The sequence below is a fragment of the Reyranella sp. GW821-FHT14A01 genome, assembly GCF_058803965.1.
Genome location: NZ_JBXAPM010000009.1, coordinates 302,616 through 328,062 on the forward strand (window position 1 = coordinate 302,616; position 25,447 = coordinate 328,062).

24 protein-coding genes and 1 pseudogene are annotated in these 25,447 nt (G+C 65.7%); 20 read left to right on the plus strand and 5 right to left on the minus strand.

The genetic code is table 11. The annotated features are described in order from the left end of the window. Positions 1-5: 5 nt before the first annotated feature. The 12 genes and pseudogenes from AC1ROX_RS18065 to AC1ROX_RS18120 all read left to right on the plus strand — a co-directional run bounded on the left by AC1ROX_RS18065 (position 6) and on the right by AC1ROX_RS18120 (position 12,070). Entirely contained in the window at positions 6-692 is a 687-nt protein-coding gene (locus tag AC1ROX_RS18065) for a glutathione S-transferase N-terminal domain-containing protein (RefSeq protein ID WP_493127605.1), read from the plus strand. A 1-nt stretch (position 693) separates the two neighbouring features. After that, positions 694-1,185, plus strand: a complete 492-nt coding sequence (locus tag AC1ROX_RS18070; RefSeq protein ID WP_493127607.1) for a MaoC family dehydratase — start codon at positions 694-696, stop codon at positions 1,183-1,185. An 18-nt stretch (positions 1,186-1,203) separates the two neighbouring features. Continuing rightward, positions 1,204-1,488: a putative quinol monooxygenase gene (locus tag AC1ROX_RS18075; RefSeq protein ID WP_493127610.1), complete on the plus strand. Its 285-nt coding sequence runs from the start codon at positions 1,204-1,206 to the stop codon at positions 1,486-1,488. 25 nt (positions 1,489-1,513) lie between these two features. Next, positions 1,514-2,581: a magnesium/cobalt transporter CorA gene (gene corA / locus AC1ROX_RS18080; protein ID WP_493127612.1), complete on the plus strand. Its 1,068-nt coding sequence runs from the start codon at positions 1,514-1,516 to the stop codon at positions 2,579-2,581. Between the two features lie 7 nt (positions 2,582-2,588). Further along, positions 2,589-3,578 (plus strand): glutathione S-transferase family protein, encoded by a 990-nt coding sequence (locus tag AC1ROX_RS18085; protein ID WP_493127614.1) that lies wholly within the window; start codon positions 2,589-2,591, stop codon positions 3,576-3,578. Next, on the plus strand, positions 3,532-4,458 hold the full coding sequence (locus tag AC1ROX_RS18090; RefSeq protein WP_493127616.1) for a hypothetical protein: 927 nt from the start codon (positions 3,532-3,534) through the stop codon (positions 4,456-4,458). Before AC1ROX_RS18085 ends, AC1ROX_RS18090 begins: the two co-directional genes overlap by 47 nt. 70 nt (positions 4,459-4,528) lie before the next feature. Then, positions 4,529-5,270 (plus strand): annotated as a pseudogene (locus AC1ROX_RS18095) (IS5 family transposase). 463 nt (positions 5,271-5,733) lie between these two features. Next, complete coding sequence (locus AC1ROX_RS18100; protein ID WP_493127618.1) at positions 5,734-8,154, plus strand: hypothetical protein; 2,421 nt, start codon at positions 5,734-5,736, stop codon at positions 8,152-8,154. Further along, positions 8,151-8,948 (plus strand): hypothetical protein, encoded by a 798-nt coding sequence (locus tag AC1ROX_RS18105; RefSeq protein ID WP_493127620.1) that lies wholly within the window; start codon positions 8,151-8,153, stop codon positions 8,946-8,948. Before AC1ROX_RS18100 ends, AC1ROX_RS18105 begins: the two co-directional genes overlap by 4 nt. Before the next feature lie 225 nt (positions 8,949-9,173). After that, a complete protein-coding gene (locus AC1ROX_RS18110; RefSeq protein WP_493127622.1) occupies positions 9,174-10,898 on the plus strand; it encodes a hypothetical protein in 1,725 nt (574 codons plus the stop codon). A 57-nt stretch (positions 10,899-10,955) separates the two neighbouring features. Further along, on the plus strand, positions 10,956-11,276 hold the full coding sequence (locus AC1ROX_RS18115) for a hypothetical protein (RefSeq protein ID WP_493127624.1): 321 nt from the start codon (positions 10,956-10,958) through the stop codon (positions 11,274-11,276). Continuing rightward, the gene (locus tag AC1ROX_RS18120; protein ID WP_493127625.1) at positions 11,276-12,070 is read left to right on the plus strand and encodes a hypothetical protein; all 795 of its coding nucleotides are present in this window, start codon (positions 11,276-11,278) and stop codon (positions 12,068-12,070) included. The genes AC1ROX_RS18115 and AC1ROX_RS18120 overlap by 1 nt, the downstream gene beginning before the upstream one ends. A 600-nt stretch (positions 12,071-12,670) precedes the next feature. On the opposite strand, the gene AC1ROX_RS18125 is transcribed toward AC1ROX_RS18120, so the two are convergent. Genes AC1ROX_RS18125 through AC1ROX_RS18145 form a run of 5 tightly spaced genes read right to left on the minus strand, consistent with a single transcriptional unit; the run spans position 12,671 to position 17,322 of the window. Continuing rightward, a complete protein-coding gene (locus tag AC1ROX_RS18125) occupies positions 12,671-13,417 on the minus strand; it encodes a sulfite exporter TauE/SafE family protein (protein ID WP_493127627.1) in 747 nt (248 codons plus the stop codon). A gap of 6 nt (positions 13,418-13,423) precedes the next feature. Continuing rightward, complete coding sequence (locus tag AC1ROX_RS18130) at positions 13,424-14,659, minus strand: acyl-CoA dehydrogenase (protein WP_493127629.1); 1,236 nt, start codon at positions 14,657-14,659, stop codon at positions 13,424-13,426. A gap of 57 nt (positions 14,660-14,716) precedes the next feature. Continuing rightward, a complete protein-coding gene (locus AC1ROX_RS18135) occupies positions 14,717-15,517 on the minus strand; it encodes an ABC transporter ATP-binding protein (protein ID WP_493127631.1) in 801 nt (266 codons plus the stop codon). A gap of 18 nt (positions 15,518-15,535) precedes the next feature. Continuing rightward, the gene (locus AC1ROX_RS18140) at positions 15,536-16,525 is read right to left on the minus strand and encodes an ABC transporter substrate-binding protein (protein WP_493127633.1); all 990 of its coding nucleotides are present in this window, start codon (positions 16,523-16,525) and stop codon (positions 15,536-15,538) included. 29 nt (positions 16,526-16,554) lie between these two features. Beyond that, positions 16,555-17,322: an ABC transporter permease gene (locus AC1ROX_RS18145; protein WP_493127635.1), complete on the minus strand. Its 768-nt coding sequence runs from the start codon at positions 17,320-17,322 to the stop codon at positions 16,555-16,557. Positions 17,323-17,430: 108 nt separating this feature from the next. Between AC1ROX_RS18145 and AC1ROX_RS18150 the strand changes: the two genes are divergently transcribed. Genes AC1ROX_RS18150 through AC1ROX_RS18185 form a run of 8 tightly spaced genes read left to right on the plus strand, consistent with a single transcriptional unit; the run spans position 17,431 to position 25,369 of the window. Next, positions 17,431-18,249: a sugar phosphate isomerase/epimerase family protein gene (locus AC1ROX_RS18150; RefSeq protein ID WP_493127637.1), complete on the plus strand. Its 819-nt coding sequence runs from the start codon at positions 17,431-17,433 to the stop codon at positions 18,247-18,249. After that, on the plus strand, positions 18,246-19,691 hold the full coding sequence (locus tag AC1ROX_RS18155; protein ID WP_493127639.1) for an enolase-like domain-containing protein: 1,446 nt from the start codon (positions 18,246-18,248) through the stop codon (positions 19,689-19,691). The genes AC1ROX_RS18150 and AC1ROX_RS18155 overlap by 4 nt, the downstream gene beginning before the upstream one ends. Next, entirely contained in the window at positions 19,688-20,719 is a 1,032-nt protein-coding gene (locus AC1ROX_RS18160; RefSeq protein ID WP_493127641.1) for an NAD-dependent epimerase/dehydratase family protein, read from the plus strand. The genes AC1ROX_RS18155 and AC1ROX_RS18160 overlap by 4 nt, the downstream gene beginning before the upstream one ends. Beyond that, positions 20,706-21,575 (plus strand): hypothetical protein, encoded by an 870-nt coding sequence (locus tag AC1ROX_RS18165; protein WP_493127643.1) that lies wholly within the window; start codon positions 20,706-20,708, stop codon positions 21,573-21,575. The genes AC1ROX_RS18160 and AC1ROX_RS18165 overlap by 14 nt, the downstream gene beginning before the upstream one ends. Positions 21,576-21,584: 9 nt before the next feature. After that, complete coding sequence (locus AC1ROX_RS18170) at positions 21,585-22,658, plus strand: dihydrodipicolinate synthase family protein (RefSeq protein WP_493127645.1); 1,074 nt, start codon at positions 21,585-21,587, stop codon at positions 22,656-22,658. Between the two features lie 4 nt (positions 22,659-22,662). After that, positions 22,663-24,078 (plus strand): amidase, encoded by a 1,416-nt coding sequence (locus AC1ROX_RS18175; protein WP_493127647.1) that lies wholly within the window; start codon positions 22,663-22,665, stop codon positions 24,076-24,078. 1 nt (position 24,079) lies between these two features. After that, complete coding sequence (locus AC1ROX_RS18180) at positions 24,080-24,517, plus strand: hypothetical protein (RefSeq protein ID WP_493127649.1); 438 nt, start codon at positions 24,080-24,082, stop codon at positions 24,515-24,517. Between the two features lie 15 nt (positions 24,518-24,532). After that, positions 24,533-25,369 carry an amidohydrolase family protein gene (locus AC1ROX_RS18185; protein WP_493127651.1) on the plus strand — a complete coding sequence of 279 codons (837 nt, stop codon included), beginning with the start codon at positions 24,533-24,535 and terminating at the stop codon, positions 25,367-25,369. The last annotated feature ends 78 nt before the right edge of the window (positions 25,370-25,447 follow it).

Here is a 25,447-nt window from a genome sequence, read left to right on the forward strand (position 1 = left end):
TTTCGATGATCACACTTTACGATCTCGCTTTCGACGAGGACCGCCGCCCCAGCCCGTTCTGCTGGCGCACCAAGTTCTCGCTGGCGCACAAGGGGCTCGACTATACCAACGTGCCGATGGGTTTCACGGAGAAGGAGAAGATCGCCTTCGCCGATTCCAAGACCGTGCCGGTGATCAAGGACGGCGAGAAGCCGATCAAGGACAGCTGGTCCATCGCCGTCTACCTGGATGACATGTATCCCGAGAAGCTGCTGCTCAAGAGCGAGATGGGCCGTTCCTATGCGCGCTTCATCAACGGCTGGGCGGACACGATCGTGAATGCCGCGGTCTTTCCGCTGATCATCGGCGATCTCTATGATCGCGTGCGGCCGGAGGACAAAGACTACATCGCGGAGTCACGCGGGAAGCGGCTGGGTACGACGGATTTCACCTCGTTCCAGATGCAGGCCCGCGAGAAGGGGCTGGCGGCATTCCGTGCCTGCCTCGAACCGGCGCGCCGGGCACTGCGCGAGCAGAAGTTCCTGTCGGGTGTCGAGGCCGCCTATCCGGACTACATCCTGGCGGGTACCTTCATGTGGCCGCGCACGATCAGCCCGCTCGAACTGCTCGACAAGGACGATCCCGTCTATGCCTGGCGCGAGCGCATGCTCGATCTGTTCGACGGAATGGCCCGCAAGGCGAAGGCTGCCTGAAGTGCCCGACACAGACACCAAGCCCTTCGATCCGGCCGAGCATCGCTTCGGCCCGGCGCACTGGTTCGAGGACCTCGCGGTCGGGCAGAAGTTCTACATCAACTCGCGCACCCAGACCGAGGCGCTGTTCTCGGCCTTCCAGCTCGCGAGCGGCGACAATCATCCGATTCATTACGACCGCGAGTATTGCAAGGCGCTGGGCCACCGGGACATGCTGGCCCACGGGCTGCAGGTCGCCATCCAGGGCGCGGCCGGCGGCGGTATCTTCCCGCATTTCGTGGGTGAATCGCTGGTCGGCTTCCTCGAACAGTCCTCGCGGTTCCTGAAGCCGGTCTATGTCGGCGACACCCTTTACCCGATGCTGGAGGTGACCGAGCTCAAGCCCGGCCGCACCACCGGCGTCGCGGTCCTGAAGCTCACGATCCACAACCAGAAGGGCGAACTGGTGTGCGATGGCGAGCACAAGTATCTTGTGAAGAAGCGGCCGCACTAGACGGCAGGAGGAGAAATCATGATCGGCGTCATCGCGAAACTGACCATCAAGCCCGGCACCAACACGGACTTCGAGGCGACCATGAAGGCGCTGCAGGCCAAGGTTCATGCCGACGAGCCGGGCAACAAGCTCTACGCGCTGCACAAGACGGGCGACGTTAACGTTTATGTCATGCTGGAACGTTACGAGGACCAGGCGGCGCTGGAGGCCCATCGGGCCGCGCCGCACTTCAAGGAACTCGGCCGTAAGCTTGGCGACTATCTCGCCGGTCGCCCCGACGTCCAGGTGATGGAAGAAGTCTGAAGGCAAGAAGGGTCGAGGTCAGCGCATGGAGGGCTTTTTCCGCCGCCATACCAAGCCCGGTACGGCTCCCGGCACGTTGGCCGGGCGCGCGCCGGTTCCGGACGAAGCACTCGATTTCACGCTGGTCGAATATACCCAGGACGAGGTGGAGGTCCTGCACGGCGTGGAAGTGGACCAGTGCCGCTTCCATCTCGGCACGCCCGGCCATACCTGGATCGATGTCGGCGGGCGGCCCAGTTCCGAGATGCTGCGCAACCTCGGCATGGCGTTCAACCTGCATCCGCTGGCGCTGGAGGACGTTTTCCATGCCAACCAGCGCAGCAAGCTCGATCTCTACGAAGGCCAGGGCTTCATCGTCCTGAACGACCCGTCCTACGAGGATTGCGTGCTGAAGAGCCGCCAGGTCAGCATCTTCTTCGGCGACAATTACGTCATCTCCTTCCACGACCTGAAGGCCGACATCTTCAAGCCGGTGCGCGACCGCATCCAGACCGCGGGATCGCGGCTGCGCCTGTTCGGCATCGACTATCTCGTCTATGCGCTGATCGATCTCGTGGTCGACCGCAAGTTCCCGCTGATCGAGGCGCTGTCGACCCATCTCGAGTCGCTGGAAGAGGAGGCGCTCGACCACCCGACGCAGGACACGCTGGCGCATATCCATCAGGCGCGGCGGGCACTGGTGTCGTTCCATCGCATCCAGTGGGCGGAGCGCGAGACCGTGCTGGCGGTGATGCGGCCCGACGTGCCGTTCATCATGCCCGAGACCCGCACCTATCTGCGCGACTGCTTCGACCATGCCATTGCGGTGCTCGACCTGGTCGAGAGCTACCGCGAAATGGCGAACGGCCTGATGGAAGTCTACCTGATGGACTCGTCCAACCGGATGTCCGAGGTCATGAAGACCATGGCGGTCATCACCGTGTTCTTCATGCCGCTCAGCTTCCTGGCCGGCATCTACGGCATGAATTTCGACCGCGACACCGGCAACATGCCGGAACTCGGCTGGAAATACGGCTACGATTTCTTCTGGGTGATGGTCGTGGTCATCGTGACCGCCATCTTCCTGTGGTTGAAGCGCAAGCGCTGGATCTAAGGTCGCTATGACCCACCGGATTTTCGGTTCGGAACTTTCGCCCTATTCGGTGAAGGTGCGGTCCTTCTTCCGCTACAAGGGCATCGACCACGAATGGATTCCGCGCTCGCCGGCGGTCCAGGCTGAATTCCACAAATACGCCAAGCTGCCACTCGTCCCGCTGGTCGTGACGCCGGACGGCGAGGGCATCCAGGATTCGACGCCGATCCTCGAGCGTTTCGAGGCCTCTCATCCCGAGCCCTCCGTGACTTCCGACGATCCGGCGCTCGCCTTCGTCTCCGCGCTCCTCGAGGAGTATGGCGACGAGTGGGGTAACAAGTGGATGTTCCATTATCGCTGGCGCTACCAGCCGGACGTCTGGTCGACGGCCGAGCGCATCGCCCAGCAGATGATGGGCGCGCACGGCACGCTCGCCGTCGCGCAGGCGCGAGCGGCGGTCGCCGAGCGCATGATGGGTCGCCTTGGGTTCGTCGGTTCCAATGAGAAGACGCAGCCCCTGATCGAGGCCTCGTTCGCCTCGGCGCTGGGCCTGATCGACGCACATCTGGCGTCGCGGCCCTATCTGCTCGGTGGCCGGCCGGCGATGGCCGACTTCGGCCTGTGGGGGCAACTGTACGAAGCCGCGACCGACCCGACGCCCGGCGCAATCACGCGCGCCTCGGCACCGAACGTGATGGGCTGGGTCCAGCGCATGCTCTCGCCCAAGGCCGAAGGCGGCTTCGAGACGCTGGCGACCCTCAAGCCGACTTTGATGCCGATCCTCACGCAGGAGGTCGGCGCGCTGTTCCTGCCCTGGTCGGCGGCCAACGCGGCCGCGATCGGACGCGGCGAGAAGAGTTTCACCATGAACCTCGGCGGCACGGAGTGGACGCAGGAGCCACAAAAATACCACGCCCGCTCGCTGACCGAGATCCGCCGCAAGTTCGCCGCGGCCAAAGACGCGCCCGGCCTTGAGGAAATCTTGCGCGACAGCGGCTGCTTGGAGTTTCTGTTTTGAGCACGATCTTTTCCTGAGGCCGCGCAACGGCGCTGTCGGCAAGAAGAACATCGAAGCCTATTTCCAGGATCGGCGCTTCTACAACACTGAGGCCGGGCATGCGGCTTACAGCAATGAAGACACGGGAGTCTATTTCAGCTTCGAATGGGTCGATGCGCGAAAAGATGACGAAGGAGAACTTTATCCCATCGCGTTCAACATAAACTACTTTCGGCCCAGCTACTTCATTATCGAAGTGGAAATCGAAGTGTCGGCTTTCGTACGGGCATTCGATCTCGTTGTTGACGATCCCCAGTGGAAAGGGATGGGAAAGGGTGAGTACGATGCAAAAGTACTAATCTCTGGTTGGAATGCTGGCAACGAATCGGCCTACGACATTGCCCTCGAGAGGCCTGAGCAACGCTCTCGTCTTCGCACTCTGCCCAGTGCGACGGTTCTTCAGGCATGGCGATGGAATTTCGAGAGGGATGCACGTCAACAGAGCGTTGGGGACACCAAGTTCGTGCCGCGAATTCAGTTTCTCGAAGTCGAGGGACAGATGACCTCCGCGCTGTTTTGGCCAGACGATGCTCCATTGGTGGCGACTCCCGTGGACTGGTTAATACTCGCCGGCGAGAACCTCTTGCGTCGCCGCCCTGACTTTGCGGGAGGCAAGCGTCTTCTGCCCTGGGCCGAAGCGATTCAGATCTTGAGCCCATTCATCAAACAGGCAGACCCCGTCATTACTTTCGACTACGACGAAACGCCTTCCGAAGTCTTCGATTTTCTACTCGGGCTTTCACCAGAGTCGGTGTCATACACTCGTTGGCCGCAAGATGCGGTGCTCGATCGCGAGATTGCCGAGCGAGCGCTTGAGAGATTGCCAAGAAATTCGCACTAGGCTGTGGTGACAATTTGAGGATTCCCTTGGGAAGGCGGTTCTGATTCAACGCTGGCTTTTGGAGGCTGGCGTGGAAGGCGAAGTGTTGAGACGATAGGTGGGCGCGACTGGAGCGGTTCGTGCCTGGGGGGCGCAAGGGGAAGCGCGGTCACCGAAGTGATGGTCGTCGTTTTCTGGATGCGGTGCTGTGGCTGCGCGCTCTGGGGCCCGCTGGCGCGACCTCCCGGAGGACCGGTTTGGTCCCTACCAGACGGCCGAGCGGCGTTACTATTGATGGATCGAGGCCGGTGTCTTGGATCGGATATTCGAGGCCGTCGCAGCCGATCGCGATCTGGAGTGGCTTTCGATCGACGCCACCGCGATACGTGCCAATGCACAAGCCGCGAGCGGACGGCGTAAAAGGGGGACCGCAAGCCCAGGCTCTCGGCCGCTCGCGCGGGGGCTTCGGCCGCAAACTCCACGCGGTAGTCGATGCGCTGGGCCTGCCGGTCCGCTCGGGCCGGGGCAACAAAACGATATGGCACCGGCATGCGACTTGATCCGTGGCCTTCCAGCCCATCGCCGACAAAGCTTATGACGCCGACAGCCTTTACGGACTTGTCCTCGAACAAGGGGGCGAGCCGGTCATCCCGCCCGCAGCCATCGCAAGTACCAACATCGCTACGACCGTATTGCCTATAAGCAACGTTGGGCATGGCAGGCTTCTTCGCCAAGCTCAAGCTATGGCGACGCATCGCAACCGCTACGACAAGCTCGCGGCCAACTTCCTCGGCTTCGTAGGGCTGGCAAGCATCATGCTCCGGCTCAAGTAGGATTTGTCACCACAGCCTAGCGCGCCCTTCGCGGGCCGCCTGTTCGAGGTGCTGCCGCGCTGCGGCTACACCGAAACGGCCGAATTTTTTCAAGGCCTTTTCAAATAACCTACTTGCATATTCAAAGTCCGGCTCATCAGTAACTCAAGGGCTCGCTTCTCACAGGAGAGATGTCTTTGAGAACATTTGATGCCCCTGGCGATGATACTGCCAATCCCTCGTTGTCGTCGCCCCTGTTGCCGCGTGCCTTGTCGCGGCCATTGAGCACCGATCATCCGAAAGGTTGACCTCGCGGCGTAACTGCAACCGTCGCATCAACCGGGTCAAGCGCGCCGAAGTCGCCAGCCAACGAGCGGACGATGGCCGGGGCTGTCCCTGCATCGGAGCCGCTTTCCTTTTCGATGCGGCACGCGACGGCGAGAGCGCCCTCCAGGCCCCGGTGAGCGGCTGAACGGAGACGAACATGGCAAGCATCATGACAGAAGGGCTGCTCTCGGCAGCGCCTGCCGCGGAACCATGGCCGCGCAACGAGCTTCGGGACGACAGCGCGCTCGGTCTTCAGGCCGATGAGATGTTCGCGCGCCAGCTCGACACTCGGTTCGCGGGCGAGGTGCGAGGCCTCGTGACCGATCCGGCGACGGGTCTTGCGGGCCGGGACCCCGAGGAGGCGCTGGCCGGTATCGTCGAGACCACCCGGCTTCTGGGCGCGCTGAAGGACCGCTATCTGGCGCAGGCGATCAGGCCCCGACAGAAGGCGATGCTCGAGCCGCTGTTCGACCGGCGTCTCGACCGCGCCGGCGTCGACTTCGGGCGGATCGCGGAGCAGGCGACGTCGGTGCTGGACGACCGCATCGTGGCCGAACGCCTCGCCGACTTGGCGCGTGACGCGGCGCTGTCCTGGCAGGACCCGGCGCATCTGCGCACGCTGGGCCGCACCGCGGTGGGCGAGCTGCGCTACCAGGGCGAACGAAAAGGCTGGGACGCGGGCCGGACCGATAGGGCGGTGCGCACCGGCCTGAGCGATCTCTATGCCGGCGCGGTCGAGGCCGCGATCGGCCAGGATCCCGACCGCGCGGCGAAGCTCTACGACCACGCGCGCGATGTGATCCAGCCGGAGCGGCAGGCGGCGGTCGAGCGCAGGATCGAACGGGGGCGCGAGGAGCGTCGCGTGACGGAGATCGTGGGCGGTCTCGCCGACACGCCGGACGATTCGGCACGCCGCCCCGACCCCGACGACTACCAGGCGCGCGCCGCCGAGCTGACGCCGCCGGACGCCTCGCCGGAGGTGCGGGCGCAGGTGACCCGGATGGCGCGGATCGAACAGGCGCGCGCCGATCGCGCATGGCAGGCGGCGCGGGGTCGCGCGGCCACAAGCGCGCTCGACTGGCTCGGAGACAATCCCGTGGCACCGCTGATGGCGATGCCCGCGGAGCTGCGCGACGGGTTGAGCCCGGAGCAGACGGAGGCGCTCGACCGGACAGTCATGAACGGCGGCCGCGTCGTCACGGATCGTGACCTTTACGACAGACTCGACGACCAGGCTGTGCGCGAGCCAGAGAAGTTCGCGGCCATCGATCTCGCTCAACATCGGCTGTCGCTCGGCGACAGCGAGTACGACCGCCTGACTGAACTCCAGAAGACTCTCGCCGAAGGCAAACCCGATCCGTCCTTCGAGCGCCACCGTCTGGGCCGTTTGTTCCTGGACGAGGGGTTGCGCACCGCCAACCTCGATCCAGACAGCGAGGAGGCGCGGACCGCACGGCAGCAACTCGACACGTTCTTAGGCGCGTTCGAGGCTCTCGAAGGCAAGCCACCGACGATGGCGGACATTCGCGGCCTCGTCGGTGACGTGGTGGCCACCATGCTGCCGCGCGCGGAAGACGATCTAAATATCGTCCGCGTCTCGGGCGGTGATCCGGTCGAAGCGCTGCCACAAGAGGTCGAAGCGAAGGACGCGCTCTATGGGGGAGAGCCCCGCATTGTCCATAACGACGACGGCAGAGCGGAGGGAGGTGAAGCCTTCGATCCGCAGCATATCATTCTCGCGCAAGCCGGAGGTGGCGGCGCTCGCGGTGGCGGAGCCGGTCGCGTTCCCCAACCGCCCCGTCCACCTGGGGCGCCTGGCCAACAGCCCCAACCAGGCATCGGGCACAACCGGCCGCCGGTAGAGTCTGGACTGCCAACGGCAATCGAGAATTTCCGGCGTTGGTTTCCGCCTTCACCCCAGCCATCGGGCACGCAATCCGCACCCGATACGGCTGGGGCGGCAGCCGCTGCTGAACAGAAACCATCGCCTCAAGCTCTTATTAACTGGTTGGGCAAGAGAGTCCAACAGGCGGACAGGGGCCATTATGGCGGCATCGACGGCATCGACACGGCAGTCGGCATCAAACTCGATCCCCGCGTCGGCGAACCGGCGGCAGGGCGCGATTACTTGCCCAACGACGAGAACCATCTCAAGGGATTACGCGGAGAGTACGGGCTGGCCAACGAAATCGCGCGACAGTTCCCGGACCACACGGTGATCGACTTCGGAAGGAAAGCCGGGCAGCGGGGGCCGGATGTGATCTCGGTCGACCGTAACGGCGAGGTCACCTTCTGGGATTCCAAGTGGCGGGGCTCGGATACGTCGATCGGTCCGAGCGGTCGGGCGCATCAGACGCTGCCGTCTTTAGCTGGTGCGCTGAGACATACTCAAGACAGCATTTTCGCGGCGATGAAGAGTGGACGCCTATCATCTGAAGCTGGCACCAGAGCGTTGGAGAACTTGAACAAGAGGAACCTGACCATCGTCACGGTCGGGACTGGAAGTGCACGCAACGGCGTGGTTGAACGAATCGAAGGCGGTGATCGCGCTGTCATCTACCCGGAACGGAGGCCATGATGCCGAGAATTTTCGAGCCCGAGGAAGATCGTCAGTCCTACCTCGATTTCCTACTGGCGATTGCGATGAAGTTCGAACCGGAAACGACCGGGCCGTTCAATCGCTCGCACTACATGGCTAGTAAATTAGGATATCTGGTCCAGGCCCATCTACTCGGTTTGCGCGAGCAGGTGTTGCCGCTGGCGCGGACGCTCGCGGGCTGGATGGAGTCACAACCGGCGTGGCCAGAAGGTAAGGATACCGAAGAGACTTTTTACGTCTATCAATGGTGGGAGACGCTGGGCCTGTGCAAGTGGCTGATCGATGGCGATCCGGCGGTGACCGAGTTCGGCCGCGCAAGCGAGGCCGACTGGAGACGATGGGACCAGTTCGACCGCCTCCTGCCCAACGGGGTGGAGCTGCTAATGCAGGAGGGGCTCGAACTCGCCCTGCCGCTCAACTTGGCGGCGCGACGCCATGACATCGGCCTGAAGCTCTGTCAGGAGGCTGGACTCACCACCAAGCCTTCGTCGGCGCCGGCCATCGTGCGGGCGGAACTGATGTACGGGCAATGGGCCTGTCGTCATCTCGCCGACGGTGGCAAGCCCAACGCGGCCTATGTCGCCAAGGGCGAGGAGATGCTGCGCAAGGCGATAACAGAGCGTTTCATCGGAGGTGGCGACTACATCAGGATGGCGATGTGGCTGAAGGCGATCTACCACGACAGCGGCGTCACGCGGACGCCGGAGGAGACGATCCTCAAGGCCTACGACACCATGACCGGCGTCGAGAAGCCGGCTTTCGCCAAGATCTGACATTGGGAAGAGTTTAGGGAGTGACTTCGCCGGCTTTCTCGACACCGGTGAAGTGAGCCAACTCTGTCGCTCTGACTGGAAGGATCGCGGTGGGCGGATCTCGCTAGAACTTGCACGCTACGACTAGAGATGGCGCGGCATTGACCGGGGACTCACGACCTTGAGGATGACAACCCACTAGACCTCCAGACCGACGGCCCTCGCCAGAAGGCGCTGCTCGAACCGGTGATCGACCGGCGTCTCGACCGCGCCGGCGGCGACCTCGGGCGGATCGCGGAGCAGGCCACGTCGGTGCTGGACGACCGCATCGTGTCCGAGCGGCTCGCCGACTTGGCGCGTGACGCGGCGCTGTCCTGGCAGGACCCGGCCCATCTGCGCACGCTGGGCGCTACTGCGGTGGGCGAGCTGCGCTACCAGGGCGAACGAAAGGGCTGGGACGCGGGCCGGACCGATAGGGCGGTGCGCGCTGGCCTGAGCGATCTCTATGCCGGCGCGGTCGAGGCTGCGATCGACCAGGATCCCGAGGACGCGGCGAAGCTCTACGACCACGCGCGCGACGTGATCCAGCCGGAGCGGCAGGCCGCGGTCGAGCGCCAGATCGAACGGGCGCGCGAGGAGCGGCGCGTGGCGGAGATCGTCGGCGGTCTGGCCGACACCCCGGACGATCCGGCACGGCGCCCCGACCCCGACGACTACCAGGCGCGCGCCGCCGAGCTGACGCCGCCGGACGCCTCGCCCGAGATGCGGGCGCAGATGTCGAGGATGGCGCAGATCGAACAGGCGCGTGCCGATCGCGCATGGCAGGCGGCGCGGGGCCGCGCGGCCACAAGCGCGCTCGACTGGCTCGGAGACAATCCCGTGGCACCGCTGATGGCGATGCCCGCGGAGCTGCGCGACGGGTTGAGCCCGGAGCAGACGGAGGCACTCGACCGGACGGTCATGAAAGGCGGCCGCGTCGTCACGGACCGCGACCTTTACGGCAGGCTCGATGACCAGACCGTGCACGGGCCGGAAAGCTTTGTCGGCCTCGACCTCACGCAACATCGGCTGTCGCTCGGCGACAGCGACTACGACCGCCTGACCAAACTCCAGAAGACTCTCGCCGAAGGTAAATCCGATCCTGCCTTCGAGCGCCACCGTCTCGGCCGCCTGTTCCTCAGCGAGGGATTGCGCGCTGCCAACGTCGATTCCGACGGCGAGGAGGCCGGGACCGCGCGGCAGCAACTCGACAGGCTTTTAGGCGTCTTCGAGCTTGTCGAGGGCAAACCGCCGACAATGGCCGACATTCGCGGCTTGGTCGGCGACGTGCTGCCGCGCGCGGAAGACGATCCAAATATCGTCCGCGTCTCGGGCGGTGACCCGGTCGAAGTGCTGCCACAAGAGGTGGAAGCGGAAAACGCGCTCGATGGGGGAGAGCCCCGCATTGTCCATAACGACGACGGCAGCGCGAAGGTAGGTGAAGCCTTCGATCCGCAGCACATTATTCTCGCGCAAGCCGGAGGTGGCGGCGCTCGCGGTGGCGGAGGCGGTCGCGTTCCCCTACCGCCTCGCCCATCTGCGGCGCCAGGCCAACAGCCCGCACCAGGCATCGGGCACAACCGGCCGCCGGTGGCGCCTGGACTGCCACAGGCAATCGAGAATTGGCGGCGTTGGTTTCCGCCTTCACCCCAGCCATCGGGCACGCAGCCCGCACCCGATCCGGCTGGACCGGCAGCCGCCGTCGAGCAGAAGCCATCGCCTCAACCTCTCGGTGGCTGGTTAGACGAGAGAGCCCAACGGGCCGAAAGGGACCAGTACGTTGGCGCCGACGGCATCGACACCGCAGCCGGCATCAAACTCGACCCTCGCGTCGGCGAACCGGCGGCAGGGCGCGATTACTTGCCCGACAACGATAGCCATCGCAAGGGATTGCGTGGCGAGTATGGCTTGGCGAATGACATTGCACGGTAATTCCCGGACCACACGATCATCGATTTTGGTCGCAAGGCTGGCGAGCGGGGGGCGGATGTGATCTCTGTCGACCGCAACGGTGAGGTCACCTTCTGGGATTCCAAATGGCGAGGCTCGGATACGTCGATCGGTCCGGGTGGGCGGGCACATCAGAGCGAAAACTCGCTCAAGCAAGCCCGAATGCATGCCATAGGCCGTATCGAAGCAGCCATGGAAGGTGGGCGCCTGTCGCCCGAGGTGGGCAACAAGGCGCTGGAGAACGTGAAAGACAGAAACCTGACCATCGTCACGGTCGGTACTGGCAGCGCGCGCAACGGTGTGGTTGAACGAATCATGAGCGATGAGCGCACTGTCGCCCATCCAGAGGGGAGGCCGTGATGTCGAGAACACTCGATTTCGAGAAACGTCATCAATTCTACCTCAACCATCGTTTGCCACAGGTGATGATTTTCGACCCAACCAAGATTGGTTCGTCTAATCGCTCTGACTACGTGGCGTTTGGACTGGCCGATCTGATTCAGGCTCATCTGCTGGGCCTGCGTGCTCGGGTACTAGCGACAGTGCAAGCGATGGCGGCCTGGATGGAAGGACAGTCTCATTCCGCCGAAGGTAGAGACACCAGCGAATGCTTCCGCGTTTACGAGTGGTGGGAGACGCTGGGCCTGTGCAAATGGCTGATTGACGGCGATCCGGCGGTGGCCGAGTTCGGCCGCGCGAGCGAGGCCGACTGGAGACGATGGGACAAGTTCGGCCGCTTCGAACCCAATGGGAAGAAGCTGTTGATGCGGGAGGGACTCGAATCCGCGCTGCCACTTAACCTGGCGGCGCGACGTCATGAACTCGGCCTGAAGCTCTGTCATGAGGCTGGACTCACCACCAAAGCTTCGTCGGCACCGGCCATCGTGCGAGCGGAACTGATGTACGGGCAGTGGGCTTGCCGTCATCTCGCCGACGGTGGCCAACCCGACGCCGTCTATGTCGCCAAGGGTGAGGAGATGCTGCGCAAGACGATGATGGAGCGTTTCATTCCGAATGGCTCCCATACCAAGATGGCGCTGTGGCTGAAGGCGATCTACCACGACAGCGGTGTCACGCGGACGCCGGAGGAGACGATCCTCAAGGCCTACGACACGATGACCGGCGTCGAGAAACCCGCCTTCGCAAATATCTGACGTTGGACGAGCAACTGCAGCAGAAGAGGCTGTGGCCGGCGAGCCAGGCAATGCTCCCCGTGCCAGGACGCCCGGCCGATCGATGGGGTGACGACAAGAACGCCCACCAGGCCCCGATGGGCCGCTGAACGGAGACGACATCGCAGCATCGAGATGGAAGAGCTGCCTTCGGCAGCGCCGGCCGCCGCTGAACCGTGGCCGCTCAACGACCTCGGGAACACAATCCGCTGGGCCTCCAGGTCGACGAGATGTTCACGCGCCAGCTCGACACCGGGTTCGCGCGCGGTCCGCAGCCTGGTGCACGACCCGGCGACGGGCCTCACGGGCCGCACCCCGAGCACGCGCTGGCAGGCATCGCGGAGACCATCCCGCTGGGGCGAGCTGCAGGACCGCCATCTGGCGTAGGCGCAGGGCCCGCGCCCGAGGGCCATTGTCGAAGCGCTGATCAACAGCCACTTCTACCACGCCGGGGCGGCCTCCGACCGCCAGAATGGAGACCTACCGAGCGCTCGACCAGGCCGCGGTACTGCGTGCGTTGAGCGCCACGCTCGACGGCCACGAGATCGGCTCGCCCGGTCTCGTCATTAGACTAGGCCGGCTCTATTTCAGGGAGGTCGCGATCAGCGTCAGCCCCGACAGGCAGAGCAGGCTGAGCAGGATGCGGCGGAACTGGGCGTCGTTGATGCGGCCGTAGAGGGCCAGTCCGATCTTCGCGCCGATCAGTGTCGTCGGCACGGTGATCGCGGCCCAGATCAGGAACGTCATGTCGAGGAAGCCCGCGATGCCGGCCGAGACGAGGGCGAGGAACAGCACGCTCATGTTGAAGGGCTGGTTGACGCCGCGCTGCTCGTCCTTGCCGTAGCCGCGCAGCTGCGCCCAGATCGCCGGCGCCGGGCCGCTGAGGCTCGCCATGCCGCCCAGCACGCCACCGATCAGGCCGACGACCGCGTCGGCCGGACGGCCGCCGCCGGTCACGATGGGCGGGCGGCGCACGAAGGCCATCCAGGCGCTGTAGACGATCAGCAGGATTCCGACGCCCATCTTGAGCGGGCTCGGCTTCACATGGTCGAGCAGCAACGTACCCATCGGCACGCCGACGATGCCGGCCGTCAGCATCGGCCACAGGCGCGTCCAGCGCACGCCGCTCCAGATTCGGGGAAGGGACTGGATATGGCCGGCGACGCCGCAGAGGGCGGTGAGGGGCGCGGCCGTGAGGGGCGACATGGCCTGCAGCCAGAAGCCCAGCGCCACCAGCGCATAGCCGGTGCCGCTCAGTCCGTTGACGAAGCCTGCCGCCAGCGCCCCGGCGACGACGATCGCGATGTCGCCGGGGGGAGGCAGGGGCACGGCCGGCTAGGCTCCGGCGCTGAACGCCTGCATGCCGGTGATGGCACGGCCGAGGATCAGCGCATGGACGTCGTGCGTGCCCTCGTAGGTGTTCACGGCCTCGAGGTTCATCGCGTGACGGATCACGTGATACTCGTCCGAGACGCCGTTGCCGCCGTGCATGTCGCGGGCGACACGGGCGATGTCGAGCGCCTTGCCGCAATTGTTGCGCTTGATCAGGGAGATCATCTCCGGCTGGGCATGGCCCTTGTCCTTGAGGCGGCCGACCCGCACGCAGGCCTGGAGGCCGAGCGCAATCTCGGTCTGCATGTCGGCGAGCTTCTTCTGGATGAGCTGGTTGGCGGCGAGCGGCCGGCCGAACTGCTTGCGCTCCATCGTGTAGTTGCGCGCCTGCTTCCAGCAGAATTCGGCGGCGCCCATGGCGCCCCAGGCGATGCCGTAGCGGGCGTTGTTCAGGCAGCCGAACGGACCGCCGAGACCGGCGACGTTGGGCATCATGTTCTCGACTGGCACGAACACGTCCTCGAGCATGATTGCGCCCGTCACCGAGGCGCGCAGGCTGAACTTGCCCTCGATCTTCGGCGTCTCGATGCCCTTCCAGCCGCGCTCCAGGATGAAGCCGCGGATCGCGCCGCCGTCGAGCTTGGCCCAGATCACCAGCACGTCGGCGATCGGCGAGTTGGTGATCCACATCTTGGAACCGGAGAGCTTGTAGCCGCCGGGCACGGTCACGGCGCGGGTCTTCATGCCGCCCGGATCGGAGCCGTGATCCGGCTCGGTGAGGCCGAAGCAGCCGACCCATTCGCCGGTGGCGAGCTTGGGCAGGTACTTCATGCGCTGCTCTTCGCTGCCGTAGGCGTAGATCGGATGCATGACCAGCGAGGACTGCACGCTCATCGCCGAACGGTAGCCGGAATCGACGCGCTCCACTTCGCGGGCGACCAGGCCGTAGGTCGTGTAGTTGGCGCCGGCACAGCCGTACTTCTCGGGCAGCGTCGAGCCCAGCAGGCCGAGCGCGCCGAACTCGTTCATGATCTCGCGATCGAATTTCTCGTGGCGGTTGGCCATCAGGACGCGCGGCATCAGCTTGTCCTGGCAATAGTCGCGCGCGACGTCGCGGATCGCGATCTCGTCCTCGGTGAGCTGGTCGTCGAGGAAGAACGGATCCTCCCAGTCGAAGGGCCTGGCGTCTGCGCTGATGCCCTTGGCGGCGCTCTTGAGGGGGGTGGCGGCGTTGGCCATGTCTGCTCCTGCTATTTCGCCCGCGTCTTATCAGGCAGGGCAGGCCGCGCCAACGCCCTAAAGGGCCGTGCCCATGCTGTCCTTGCCGGTCAGGGCGCGGAAAATCTCCAGGTTCAGCTTGCCGAACGCCTCCGTGGCCCGCAGTTCCACGGTGCGCGGGCGCGGCAGGTCGATCTGGAGGTCTGCCGCTATGCGGCCCGGACGGGCCGACATGACGATCACGCGGTCGGAGAGGAACACCGCCTCGGGGATCGAATGGGTCACGAACAGGACGGTCTTGCGGGCCTCGCGGGCGAGGTCCTTCTCGCCCCAGATGCGCAGCAGTTCGAGCGCCATGTCGTCCCGGGTCATGGCATCGAGCGCGCCGAACGGCTCGTCCATCAGCAGGAGGGGCGGGTCGAGCAGCAGGGCGCGGCACAGCGCGGCCCGCTGCTGCATGCCGCCGGAAAGTTCACGCGGCAGCTTGGGGCCGAAGCCGCCGAGGCCGGCCATTTCGAGAAGCTGCTCGGCGCGCGGCCGCAGCTTCGCCGGGTCCTTCCCAGCGAGTTCGGCCGGCAGCAGCACGTTCTCCAGGATGGAACGCCACTTCAGCAGGATGGGTGCCTGGAACACCATGCCGATGTCGGGGATGGGCTGGGTCACTTTTCGTCCGGCGACCGTGATGGTGCCGAGCGTGGCCGGCCGCAGCCCGGCCACGATGCGCAGGAGGGTCGACTTCCCGCAGCCGCTCGGTCCCACCAGCGAGACGAACTCGCCGGCGCCGATCGACGCGGAAATGCCGGCGAGCGCCTCCACCGGGCCGCTCGCCGCCTGATACGTCATGCCGACCTTGTCGAGGTCGATCAGTCCTTTGCTCACGCGATTACGCCTGGTCGATCAGAACTTCGGACGCTCCACCTTGGTGAAGAAGTCCATCGTGTAGACGTCCTTGCAGTCGACCTTCTTGGGCAGGCCCATGTAGGTGTTCACGAGGTCGACCGAGTCGCACATCTTCTTGTCCTCGATCCAGCCGATGCCGTTCTTGGCGTAGCGATCGGTCTTGGTGAGTTCGAGGCCGATCAGCATGTTTTCGCTCAGCGCCTCCTGGTCGATCTCGGGCACGCGCTTCTTGAAGATCTCCATCGCGCCCTTCGGGTCGTTCATGACGTCGCGCCAGCCCATGTAGGAGGCTTCGAGGAAATCCTTCAGGACTTTGGGCCGGTCCTTCATCGTCTTGGCGCTGGCGATGATCGACATGGAGTAGAGGTCGAAGCCGAAGTCGGACCACTTCATCATGACGACGTTGCCCTTGCCGGCGGCCTTCTCATAGAGCGGCAGGCCGGTCGTGTAGTCGCCGACGCCGTCCATGCGCTTCTCGGCCACGGCGGCGATCTTGGCGGACGGCTCCACGTTCACCCAGGTCACCTTGTTGGCGTCGATGCCGGTCAGCTTGGCGAAGGCCGGGAAGACCTGGCGCTGGCCGTCGCCCGGAGGGGCGCCGAGGCTGGCGCCTTCGAGGTCCTTGGGCTTGGCGAGCGGCTTGCTCTTGAGGCTGAAGATGTTCAGCGGCGTCAGGTCGAACACCATGCCGACGGTCTTCACCGTGGTGCCACGGGCGACCGAGGCGATGACGACCGCGGTGTCGGCGAGGCCGGCATCGGCGCGGCCGGTATCGACCTTGGCGATCACGTCGCCCGAGCCCTTGGAATTCTCCAGGGTCACGTCGATGCCCTTGGCCTTGTAGTAGCCCTTGTCGAGCGCGACCCAGTAGGCGGCGTGGTCGCCGACCGGGAACCAGTTGAGCGCGAAGGTGAACTTCTCCTGCGCCGACGCGACGCCGGAGGTGGCCAGCAACGCGGCCAGTGCAAGCGACAATGTACGAGTCATCACGGTCTCCCTTTTCCCCATCCCCGAATTCAATCGACGCCCTCGGCCCACGGGGCCCAGAGATGCGCCAGCAACACGACGGCGCCGTAGAGCACGAGGCCCACGACGGAGATCCAGACGAGCGCTGCGAACGCCACGGAGGTGTTCATGCTGCTCTGGGTGGCGACGATGACGTAGCCCAGGCCGCGCTGCGAGGCGACGAACTCGCCGACGATGGCGCCGACCACTGCGGCCGTGGCGGTGATCTTCAGCGCGCTCAGGATGTAGGGCAGCGCATTGGGAATCCGGATCTTGACGAAGATCTTCCATTTCGGCGCGTTGAAGACGCGGCCGAGGTCGAGCATGTCCGGCTCGACCTGGGAGAGGCCGACGGCGGTGTTGATGACCACCGGGAAGAAGCCGATCAGCGCCCCCATCAGCATGTTGGGGAAGATGCCGTAGCCCATCCAGATCAGGAACAGCGGCGCCACCGCCACCTTCGGGAGGGTGTTCACGAACACCAGGAACGGCACCAGCGCGTTGGCGATCAGGGTCGACCAGGCAATGGCCACGCCCAGCGCCACCCCGACGATCGCTGCCAGGAGGAAGGCGCCGATGATCTCGATGGTGGTCGTCCAGAGATGCTGGCTCCAGGCGATCTCGCCGTGCCATAGCGCGTTCCAGACCGAGAGAGGTGCCGGCAGGAGATATTCGCGGATGCCACCGAAGGTGACGGCGGCCTGCCAGCTCGCCAGAAGGAAAGCGAAGAGGACCAAGGTTGGCCAGTATTGCCGGCCGAGTGCGCTGAATTTCGTCATGCGCACGATGCGATGATTCTGTTCATCGCTTTCGTCCCGCTGATATCATGAGGCCCCATGCGATGAGACTGGCGAACGCGCATTTGCCCGTCAAGGCGAGGTTCGTGCGTGAAGCTTTCCCTGTGTAACGAAGTCATCCGTGAGCTTCCCTTCGAGCGCCAATGCACATTGGCGGCGGCGCTCGGCTACAAGGGCCTGGAGGTCGCGCCCTTCACCCTGGGCGACGATGCATGGCGCATGCCAGCCGCCAAGCGCGCCGCCGTCCGCCGGACCTCCGCCGACGCGGGCATCGAGGTGAGCGGCCTTCATTGGCTGCTGGCCGCGCCGGCGGGTCTCTCGATCGCCGCGGCCGACCGCGCCGTCTGGCAGCGCAGCCTCGACGTGATGCTGGCCTCGGTCGATCTCTGCGCCGAGCTGGGCGGCGCCTATCTCGTCCACGGCTCGCCCGGCCAGCGCCGCGTTGCCGAGCCGGACGATGCGAAGCGTGTCGAGGAAGCCTGGGCCGCAGCCGCTGCCGCATCGGAGAAGGCGGGCGTGATCTATTGCCTGGAGCCGCTGGCGCGACCGGATTGCAACTTCGTCAACACGCTTAGCGAGGCCGAAGCGGTCGTGAAGCGGATCGGCAGCCCGGCGTTCCGGCTGATGGTCGACACGCTGGCCTCCAGCCTGGAAGAGAAGGAGCCGGTCGCCGACGCGATCCGCCGCTGGATGCCCACGGGACTGATGGCGCACATCCAGTTCAACGACCGCAACAAGCGCGGACCGGGCGAGGGCGCCGACAGGTTCGCCCCCGTGGTCCAGGCGTTGCGCGACACCGGCTACGAGGGCTGGGTCGCCATGGAACCCTTCGTCTACGAGCCCGATGGCCCGACTTGTGCTGCGCGCATGATCGGTTACGTGCAGGGCCTGCTGGAGCAAAATACATGAAAGTGAAAGTGGAAGCGGTCGACCGCTTCGAACGCGACCATCGCCTGCGCCTGCCGTTCCGCTTCGGCGTCATCACGGTGACCCAGGGCATCCAGGCGATCATCCGCGTGCGCATTGCCCTGGAAGACGGCCGCACCAGCGAGGGTGTCGCGGCCGAAGCGCTGGGCGCCAAGTGGTTCGAGAAGAGCCCGGACTTTTCCGATGCGCAGAACCTCGACCAGCTCCGGCAGGCGCTGCAGCTCGCCATCGATCATTATATGGCGTGCGGCTTCGACACGCCGTTCGGCCTGTATTCCGGCTGCTACCGCCAGCAGATCGCGCGCGGTGCCGAGCTCGGGCTCAATCCGCTTGTCGCGTCTTACGGACCGGCGCTGCTCGACCGCGCGATCATCGATGCGATGGGCAAGGCGACGGGACAATCCTTTGCCCAGATGATCGCGGCCAACGTGCCGGGCATCGCGGCGACCGACCTGACACCCGACATCGAGGCGGGGCATCTGGCGGGCTTCCTCGCAGGCCTTAAGCCGCGGCCTTCGATCGATCTCCGCCACACGGTGGGTCTGGTCGATCCGCTGACGACGGCTGAGCGGCCGGCGTCGGAGCGCGTGAACGATGGATTGCCGGAGACGCTGGAAGAGGTCGTCTCCTACTATCGCGGCCGTTACTACAAGCTGAAGGTGGGCGGCGACATCAAGGCCGACCTCGACCGGCTGACGCGCATCGCCTCGGTGCTCGACGCCGCGGCCGGCGACTACAAGGTCACGTTTGACGGCAACGAGCAGTATGACGATGTCGATGGCATCGTCGAACTGTGGCGCAAGGTCGAGGAGACGCCGGCGCTCGCAAAGATGGTCCAGGCCACGCTGTTCATCGAGCAGCCGATCAAGCGGCAGGCGGCGCTCAGCCGGCCGGTGACGGCACTGGCCAAATATCGCCCCGTCATCATCGACGAATCCGACGGCGAGCTGTCGACCTTCCCGGAAGCGCTGAAGCTCGGCTATGCCGGCGTTTCGACCAAGAACTGCAAGGGCTTCTACAAGTCGATCCTGAATGCAGCGCGCGTTGCCAAGCTCGGACCAGAATACTTCATGTCGGCCGAGGATCTCACGACGCAGCCCGGCGTCAGCGTTCAGCAGGACCTGGCCTTGGTCTCGTTGCTGGGCCTCACCCATGTCGAGCGCAACGCGCACCATTTCATCGACGGCATGTCGTCGGCTTCCGACGCCGAGCAGAACGCTTTCGTGGCTGCCCATCCCGATCTCTACGAGCGGCAGCCCGGCAAGCCGGCGCGGCTCAAGGTCCGCGACGGTGCGTTGGCATTGGGGTCGCTGGGTTGCCCGGGCTTCGCCGTCGGCGTCGATCTCGACTTCGCTGCCCTGCGGGCGATGCCCGCCGCACCGCCCGAGCGCCTGACGCCGGCCCATCCTGGAGGCAAGAAATGAGCACCAACCTTCCGAGCCGTTTCGAAAGCGTCGAAGCCGTCGAGGATTTCATGACCGCCCCGTCGGCGGAGCTGGTGGCCGACCTGGCGGCGACGCCGGGCGACATCCTGGTGCTGGGTGTCGGCGGCAAGATGGGGCCGACCCTGGCACGCATGGCCAAGCGCGCGGCGCCGACCAAGCGCGTCATGGGCGTGGCGCGCTTCAGCGAGCCTGGCGTGAAAGCCGAGCTGGAGAAGGTCGGCGTCGAGCCGATCGCGGCCGACCTGCTGGACCGCGCCGCGCTGGAGGCGCTGCCCAAGGCCGCCAACGTGGTGTTCATGGCGGGCCGCAAGTTCGGCGCGACCGGAGACGTGCCGCTCACCTGGGCGATGAACGTGCAGGTTCCGGCCATGGTCGCCGAGGTGTTCAAGGAATCCCGCATCGTCGCCTTCTCGACGGGATGCGTCTATCCGTTCGTGCCGGTCGATAGCGGCGGCGCGACCGAGGACGTGCCGCCGGTGCCGCCCTCCGGCGACTACGCGAACTCCTGCGCCGGGCGCGAGCGCATGTTCGAGTATTTCTCGGCGCGCCATGGCACGCCGGGCCGGCTGTTCCGTCTCAATTACTCGATCGACATGCGCTACGGCGTGCTGCACGACGTCGGCCGCAAGGTGCGCGACGGCGAGCCGATCGATCTGTCGATGGGCCATGTGAACGTGATCTGGCAGGGCGATGCCAACTCGGTCGCGCTGCGTTGTCTTGCGCGCGCGACCACGCCCACGACGCCGATCAACGTCACGGGGCTGGAGACGATCGAGATCCGGAAACTGGCCGCCGAATTCGGCCAGCTGCTGGGCAAGACGCCGATACTCACCGGCAAGGAAGCGCCGACCGGCTGGCTGAACAACGCAAGCAGGATGGAAAAGGAATTTGGACCGCCCAGCGTGCCACTCTCGAAGATGATCGAATGGACGACCGACTGGCTGGAGCGCGACATGGCCACCTTGAACAAGCCCACGCACTACGAGGTGCGCGATGGCAAATACTGACGTGTTGAATGTCAGGCCGATCGATCCCGAGCAGAGCGATGCGGTGTGGCCGCTGTCGATCGAGGCGGGCTGGAACCAGAACGTCGCCGACTGGCGTTTCATGCTGGGCGCCGGGCGCGGCTTCGGCTGCACGGCACCGGACGGACGATGGCAGGCCAGCTCGCTGATCCTGCCGCTCGGCCAGAATCTCGCCTGGATCAGCATGGTTCTGGTGACCAAGGATCGCCGGCGTGGCGGTGTCGGCACCGGTCTCCTGAAGAAGTGCATCGATGAGGTGCAGGCCGCCGACGCTGTTGCCGGCCTCGACGCGACGGAGCAGGGACGGCCGATCTACCTGCCGCTCGGGTTTCACGACCTCTATCCGATCGCGCGCTGGCACTTCGACGGCGTGAAGGGCGCCGTGGTCGCGCCGCCGAGCGGCGTCACGGTCCGGCCGATCACGCCGGCCGACCTGCCGCGGCTGGCCATCTACGACCGGCCGCTGACCGGCATGGAGCGGCCGTCGATCCTGATGCACCTCGCCCTGCGCCAACCCGGCCGGGCCTGGCTGGCGGAGGACACGGGCGGCAAGATCGTGGGCTTCGTGCTGGGCCGCGAGGGGCGGATGGCGACGTCGCTCGGGCCGGTGGTCGCGGACCGCGAGGCGATCGCCCTGGCCCTGATCTCCCGTGCCGCCGCGGCGGCGCCGGGGCCGTTCATCATCGACGTTCCGGAGGCGCATCAGGCCGTCCGCGCTTGGCTCGAGGAGCAGGGGGCGATCTCGCCGCGCGGCTACATGCGAATGACCCTGGGCGTTGCGAAACGGCTGGACGATCCCTCGCATGTCTTTGCCCTCGCGGGCCCGGAACTGGGTTAGGATATTGGCATGAGCATCGATAAGGCCCTTCACTGGCGCGATCTTCCGGCGCCGGTCCTGTCCCTGCTGCGGCAGGGCACCGTCATCCCCGCGCATCCGCTGGCGCTCGATACCGAGCGGAACTTCGACAAGCAGTCGCAGCGTGCGCTGGCTCGCTACTACCTCGACGCCGGTTCGGGCGGCCTGGCGGTGGGCGTGCACTCCACCCAGTTCGCCATCCGCGAGGTCGGGCTCTACCGCCCGGTTCTCGAACTCGCCATCGAGACGGCGCGCGACTGGACCGACCGGCCGCTGGTCATGATCGCAGGCGCGGTCGGCAAGACGGCGCAGGCGGTCGAGGAAGCGCGCACCGCCCGGTCGCTGGGCTACCACGCGGTGCTGCTGTCGCTGGCGGCGCTGAAGGGCGCCAGCGAGGACGAGCTGATCGAGCATTGCGCGGCCGTGGCGAAGGAGATGCCGCTGATCGGCTTCTACCTGCAGACGGCAGTCGGCGGCATCAAGCTGTCGCGCGAATTCTGGACGCGCTTCGCCGCCATCGACAACGTCGTGGCGATCAAGGTGGCGCCGTTCAACCGCTACCGCACGCTCGACGTCTGCTTCGGCATCGCTGCCGCGCAGGCGGAGGATCGAATCACGCTCTACACCGGCAACGACGATCACATCGTCGCCGATCTCGTGACGCCGATGGTCGTGCGCACCGGCAATCGCGAAGTGACCCTGCGCTTCCAGGGCGGACTCCTGGGTCACTGGAGCGTGTGGACGCGCGGTGCGGCGAAGATGCTGGAGCGGCTCAAGCTCTCGGTCTCGAACGGCGCGATCCCGCCCGAGGTGCTGGCGCTGGATTCGTTCGTGACCGACTGCAACAGCGTCGTGTTCGACGTCGACCACGATTTCGCCGGCTGCATCCCGGGCTGCCATGAGATCCTGCGACGGCAGGGGCTGCTCAAGTCGATCGAATGCCTCGATCCGCACGAAAAGCTCAGCCCCGGCCAGAGCGAGGGCATCGACCGGCTCTATGCGACCTATCCCGAGCTGCACGACGACGCTTTCGTCGCCGCGAACCTCGAGCGCTGGCGGAACTGACGCATTGGAAGATCTGTTCGAGACGCATGACGGGCTGGCCGTCGCCGAACTGATCCGCGGCCGCAAGATCGGCGCACGCGAAGTGCTCGATGCCAGCCTGAAGCGTCTGCAAGCGGTCAACGGGACGTTGAACGCCCTCACCGATTTCTACGAAGGTGAGCTGCTGGAGAAGTCCGTTGCGGAAGCGGGTGACGGGCCGTTCCACGGCATTCCCTTCGTCGTGAAGCAGCTCATGGCCGACTGTGCCGGCACGCCGACCACGGTCGGTTCGCGCTTCTTCGCGAAGGAGCCGGTGGCCGCTCAAGACAGCGCCGCCGTGGCGCGGATGCGACGCGCCGGGCTGGTGATCGTGGGCCGCAGCAACACCAGCGAGTTCGGCCTCGCACCGACGACCGAGCCGGCCTTCGGCGGCGCGACGGTCAATCCATGGCGCGCCGACCTGTCGCCGGGTGGCTCGTCCGGCGGCTCCGCGGCCGTCGTGGCGGCGCGGGCGCTGCCGATGGGGCATGCGACGGACGGCGGCGGCTCCATCCGCATCCCGGCCTCGCTATGTGGCCTGTTCGGCCTGAAACCCTCGCGCGGTCGCATCAGCCTGGCGCCGATCGGCGAGACGCTGGCCGGGGCGGGCGCGCAGCTCTGCGTCTCGATCTCGGTGCGCGACAGCGCGGCGCTGCTCGACGCGCTGGCCGGCGGCGAGCCGGGTGATCCGTATCGCGCACCGGACGCCGAGGGTTCGTTCCTCGACGCGACCAGGCGCGCACCGGGGAGACTCCGTGTCGCCTTCTTGTGCAAGCCGGTTGGTTGGGACTCGATGGATCCGGCGCTGGTCGCGGCCGTCGAGCGCACGGCGAAGCGCCTGGAGGCGCTCGGCCATCACGTCGAGGAGGCGACGCCGGCTTACGATCCCGCGGCGACCGGCGCGGCCTTCGGCACGGTGATGTGCGCCAACACCTTCACCAACATCCAGGTGCGCGCCAACGGCCGCGTGCCCGGGCCGGACGATCTCGAGCCGGTGACGCGGCTCTATGCGGAGCAGGGCGGGAAGGTGAGCGCCCACGACTATATCCGTGCGGTGCAGACCTTCCATCGCACGGGACGCCAACTCGGCGCCTTCTTCGAGAGGTTCGACATCCTCCTCTCGCCGACCATCGCCCGCACGTCACTGCCACTCGGCACGGTGCGAATGGATGGCAGCCTCGAGACGTACGAGGAGGGGCTGGCGCCGATGGTGGCCTTCACCGCCGTCTGCAATGCCGCCGGCGTGCCGGCCATGTCGGTCCCGCTGGAATGGACGGAAGACGGCCTGCCCATCGGCATGCATTTCGTCGCCCGGTACGGTGACGAGGCCACCCTCTTGTCACTGGCCGCGCAGCTCGAACAGGCGCATCCGTGGCGCGATCGGCTGCCTCGGGGGAAGTAACGTGAACGGCAATGTCTGGCGCATGGCGGTCGCGGGCTTCGTCGCCGGCGCGCTGAGCGTGCTGGTGTTCCATCAGCTTGGCTTCTACTTCGCCACCGAATTGGGCTTCAGTCGCTCCAATCCCTACAACATGCGGCCGGTGCCGCCGTGGGGCGTGCCCACGATCGTCTCGCAGGCCTTCTGGGGTGGCCTGTGGGGCATCGTCGGCGCCTTCGTCGTTCCGCGCCTGCCCGGCATCCTCAAGGGGGTGCTGGGCTGGATCCTGCTCGCGATCACGCTGGTTCTGGCAGTTAACTGGTTCGTCGTGCCGCCCCTCAAGGGCGCGCCGATGGGCAACGGCTGGCGCCTGCCGAACGTCGTGGTCGTGCCGATCGTCTATGCCCTGTGGGGCTTCGGCATGTGGGTGTTCCATGCGCTCGCGCGCAAACTCATGAAGTAAGGGGGAGACAGGCCAATGAAGATCGTCGACGCACAGGTCCATATCTGGGGCCCGAACACGCCGGAGCGTCCCTGGCCGGCGCGCGCCGAGCCGCACCGTGAGCCGCTCGGCAAGGACGAGCTTTTAGGCGAGATGGACAGAGCCGGCGTCGACGGCGTAATCATCGTGCCGCCGTCGTGGGAAGGCGACCGCAACGACCTCGCCAACGAGGCGGCAAAGGCACATCCCAACCGCTTCGCGACCATGGGCCGCTTCGATCCCGAGGCGCCGGGCGCGACCGGCCAGCTCGCCGACTGGAAGAAGCAGCCCGGCATGCTGGGCGTGCGCTTCACCTTCCACACCGAGGTGCTGCGCCAGCCGCTGCTCGACGGCCGCTTCGACTGGGTCTGGGGCGAGCTGGAGAAGCACGACATCCCGGCGATGGTGCTGTTCCACCACGAATACATGCACCTCGCCGACAAGGTGGCGGAGCGCTATCCCGGCCTGCGGCTGGTGCTCGACCATCTCGGCCTGAAGAGCGGCAAGGGCGTCACCGAGGCCACCAACTTCGCGACCCTGGGCAACGTGCTGGCGCTCGCCAAGCGGCCCAACGTGGCGGCCAAGGTCTCGGCCATGCCCTGCTATGCCGACGACAAGACCTATCCCTTCAAGTCGGTCCATCCGCACATCCGCCGCGTGTTCGACGCCTTCGGCCCGAAGCGCACCTTCTGGGGCACCGACCTGTCGCGACTGCCCGGCAGCTACCGCCAGGGCGTGACCATGTTCACGGAAGAGATGCCCTGGTTGAAGGGCAGCGACCTGGAAGGCGTGATGGGCCGCGGCGTCTGCGAGTGGCTGGGCTGGAAAGCATAGTCTGTCATCCTCGTCTTAGCAAAATCCGGTAGGTTTTGAGCGCTTCGCAAGAAGCGTGTGGGCCCGGATGGCCATCCG